The sequence below is a fragment of the Bacillus sp. JJ1521 genome (assembly GCF_036965165.1).
Lineage (GTDB): Bacteria > Bacillota > Bacilli > Bacillales > Bacillaceae_L > Ferdinandcohnia.
Genome location: NZ_JBALOX010000288.1, coordinates 2,593 through 5,764, shown reverse-complemented (window position 1 = coordinate 5,764; position 3,172 = coordinate 2,593). Strand labels below are relative to the sequence as shown.

Genomic DNA, 3,172 nt, shown 5'->3' with positions numbered 1-3,172 from the left:
ATTGTTTTCTCAACTAGGTCTATTATGCCATATTTAAATTCGTAGATTAAGTTATTTTGAATATTTTAGTAACACTTTATGAATTTTTTGCTGATATTTTGGTTGATATTCAGCCTTGTTTTTCATTTTTTCAATGTTTAATTTCCCTATGACATACCGAACATCTTTGTGTTCCTTAATTAAAATTTCAAACTTACCATCATTAAAGTAATATTGAAACCATTGGTATTCGTTAAGTCAGTTTATATTTTTCTCTATTTCTTCTTCGGTTACATCTTTTGTAAAGGAAAAAAGTAGTGTACCTATTGAACATAGAAGTTCAAACAAAGCCCCCACATATTTCATATACTCATAAAATTTCTATTCTATTTCATATGATTGATTTTAAAAAAAGTTTCGTTCTAATTATATGTTTACACCTAACTAAAACATAAAAAATATGCAAAAACAACAATCATTTAGAAAACGGTCTATTTACCTAATTACTTTATTGACAAATGCTAATGTGAAAAGTACGATTCACTTATCGTACTACAGGAGTGTTAATAGAAATTGGGGAATCGTTAAAAATAGTATCAGAAGGGAATATTCAAATTGAGTAAACATTATTTAAAAGAAAAAACAGTTCAATTTTTGAAAATTATTTTTCCTCTAATATTATTAGTCCTTGCAGCAATGGAAATAAACAAATTCGCTATGGGTCTCGACATTCAATTGCTCCAACATATTATAAGTCAAGTTCCGATTGCGATACTAGTGGTTGTCTTACTAGTTACCATTGGGGCAATTTCACCAATGTTTTTTTATGATGCTGTTATCGTCAAAATAATGGGAATTAAAATACCAAAAAAACAGTTTGTTAAGCAATCACTTATCGTCAATTCCTTTTCAAATTTGATTGGTTTCGGTGGCATTTTCGGGATCATGCTTAGAACTTATTTCTATCAAAGGGAAGAATTTGAGAAGGGGAAGTTATTAAAAACCATCACCTTTGTTTCTTTATTTTTCCTTACGGGAATCTCCTTCTTTTCCTGGATTACCCTTGTCGGATATAGAAATATTCCCTTGTTAGTACATACGAAATGGCTTTATTTGGCTCTTATTGGAGTTGCCTTGTACCTTCCAACTTTGATAATCATTACTTTATGGAGAAACAAAAAGGTCCCTGATCCATCCATCACCTTAAAAGTGAAATTTTTCCTTATTCTCGTTTCAATTCTGGAATGGTCAGCTATCTTTTTCGTTTTTTGTTTTTTGAATGCTGTTATGAAGATTTCCATTCCTATTGGGGATTTATTTGCTATTTTTGTCATTTCATCATGCGCTGGAATTGTGAGCTTGATCCCAGGTGGTCTGGGATCATTTGACCTTGTTTTCATATGGGGAACAGATTATTTAGGGGTATTGGATGAGAAAGTTGTTGTGCTTCTTCTCCTATATCGCATAGGCTACTTCATTATTCCATTCCTTGTTGGAGCTATTCTTTTTATTAAAACCTACTGGGGGAAATGGAATAGTAATTGGGGGAACTTGCCAAACGTATTTATCCAACGTATCAGTCATTGGATTTTAACCACTTTGATATTTATTTCCGGTTTAATTCTGCTTCTTTCTGCAGCATCGCCGGGCATTATTGGAAGGTTAAAAATTGCTGAAGACATTTTTTCTCTCCCTATAATAAGTTTATCTCATCAACTTTCCGTTGCAACAGGCTTGCTTCTTCTTGGATTATCAAGGGGAATTCAATACAAAGTAAAACGCGCTTATTTTCTAACAATTGTAGCCCTGTCCTTTGCAGCATTATTATCTCTTTCCAAAGGATTTGACTATGAAGAAGCTATCTTTTTACTCATAGTCGCTTTGTTGCTTCGATTATCAAAGGCTCGTTTCTATCGGGAAAGCTATGTTTTGACTTGGGGGAAGATGACTTTTGATATTTTCATCATTCTGCTCATTATTTTTATGTATTTATTGATAGGGTATTCTAATTTGCCTACATCTAAAATCATGATCCCAGCAAAGTTTGTTCCATATCTCATTACTGATTCCCAAGACTTGTTTTATAGTGCATTCATTGGGCTAATTATAGCCATTTTAATTTTTGGGATTGGGAATTTTATAGGGAAATCCCAGAGATGGTTAATGGACTGTTCAAAAACTCAAGAGAGAAAGATTTACGAACACCTTCATCAATATAAAGGAAATGTGCTCACACATTTAATCTTTTTGCATGATAAGTATGTTTTCTGGAATAGTAAAGACAATGTTTTATTTCCATACCAAGTTTATGCGGACAAGATTGTGGTGCTTGGTGATCTTACCGGGGAGAAATCCGAATTTCCATTTGCGATTGAGGAGTTTCTAACCATTTCCGATTTATATGGGTACACGCCTATTTTTTATGAGAGCAGTAATGAAATGCTATCAATTCTTCATNNCGACTTTTTTAAACTTGGGGAGGAGGCATTTGTCGATTTAGGGAGTTTCTCTCTCGCTGGTAAAAAAATGAAAGCGATGAGGGCCATCAAAAATAAATTTGAACGGGATGCTTTCATTTTTGAAATTATGAAACCACCATTTGGTGATGATTTGCTTCAAAAGCTTAAGATAGTATCAAATGAGTGGCTTGCAGGTAGAAGGGAAAAGGGATTTTCACTTGGCTATTTTGATGAAGCGTATCTAAATAAATCTGAAATCGCCATTTTGAAAAATATGGATGAGGAAGTTATTGGCTTTGCCAGTGTAATGCCTGTTTATGATAATAATCAAACTATTTCCGTGGACTTAATGCGCTTCATACCTAATTCGCCATCAGGAACAATGGACTTTCTCTTCCTTTCGTTATTTGAATGGGCAAAAGTAGAAGGGTATAACCAATTCAATTTAGGAATGGCTCCACTTTCCAATGTTGGTCTTTCTAAATTTTCATTTTTTAGTGAAAAGGTAGCGGCCCAAATTTATTTGCATGGTCAAGTGTTCTATCACTTTCAAGGCTTACGAAAATTCAAGGAAAAATATAATGTTACATGGGTGCCCAAATACCTTGCTTACAGGAAAAAGTCCTCATTGCCCATTACTGTGGCACAAGTAACAATTATGATTGGGAAGAACAAAAAGGTTTAGAATAATTAAGAGAGTTTCTCTAATTGTAGTTATGTTGGTCGTTGCAAAC

At 33.5% G+C, this 3,172-nt stretch carries 1 protein-coding gene; it reads left to right on the top strand.

All coding sequences use genetic code 11. The features are described 5' to 3' along the window. Nucleotides 1–594: 594 nt before the first annotated feature. Entirely contained in the window at nucleotides 595–3,123 is a 2,529-nt protein-coding gene (gene mprF / locus V7147_RS24875; protein ID WP_335370476.1) for a bifunctional lysylphosphatidylglycerol flippase/synthetase MprF, read from the top strand. Nucleotides 3,124–3,172 lie beyond the last annotated feature (49 nt).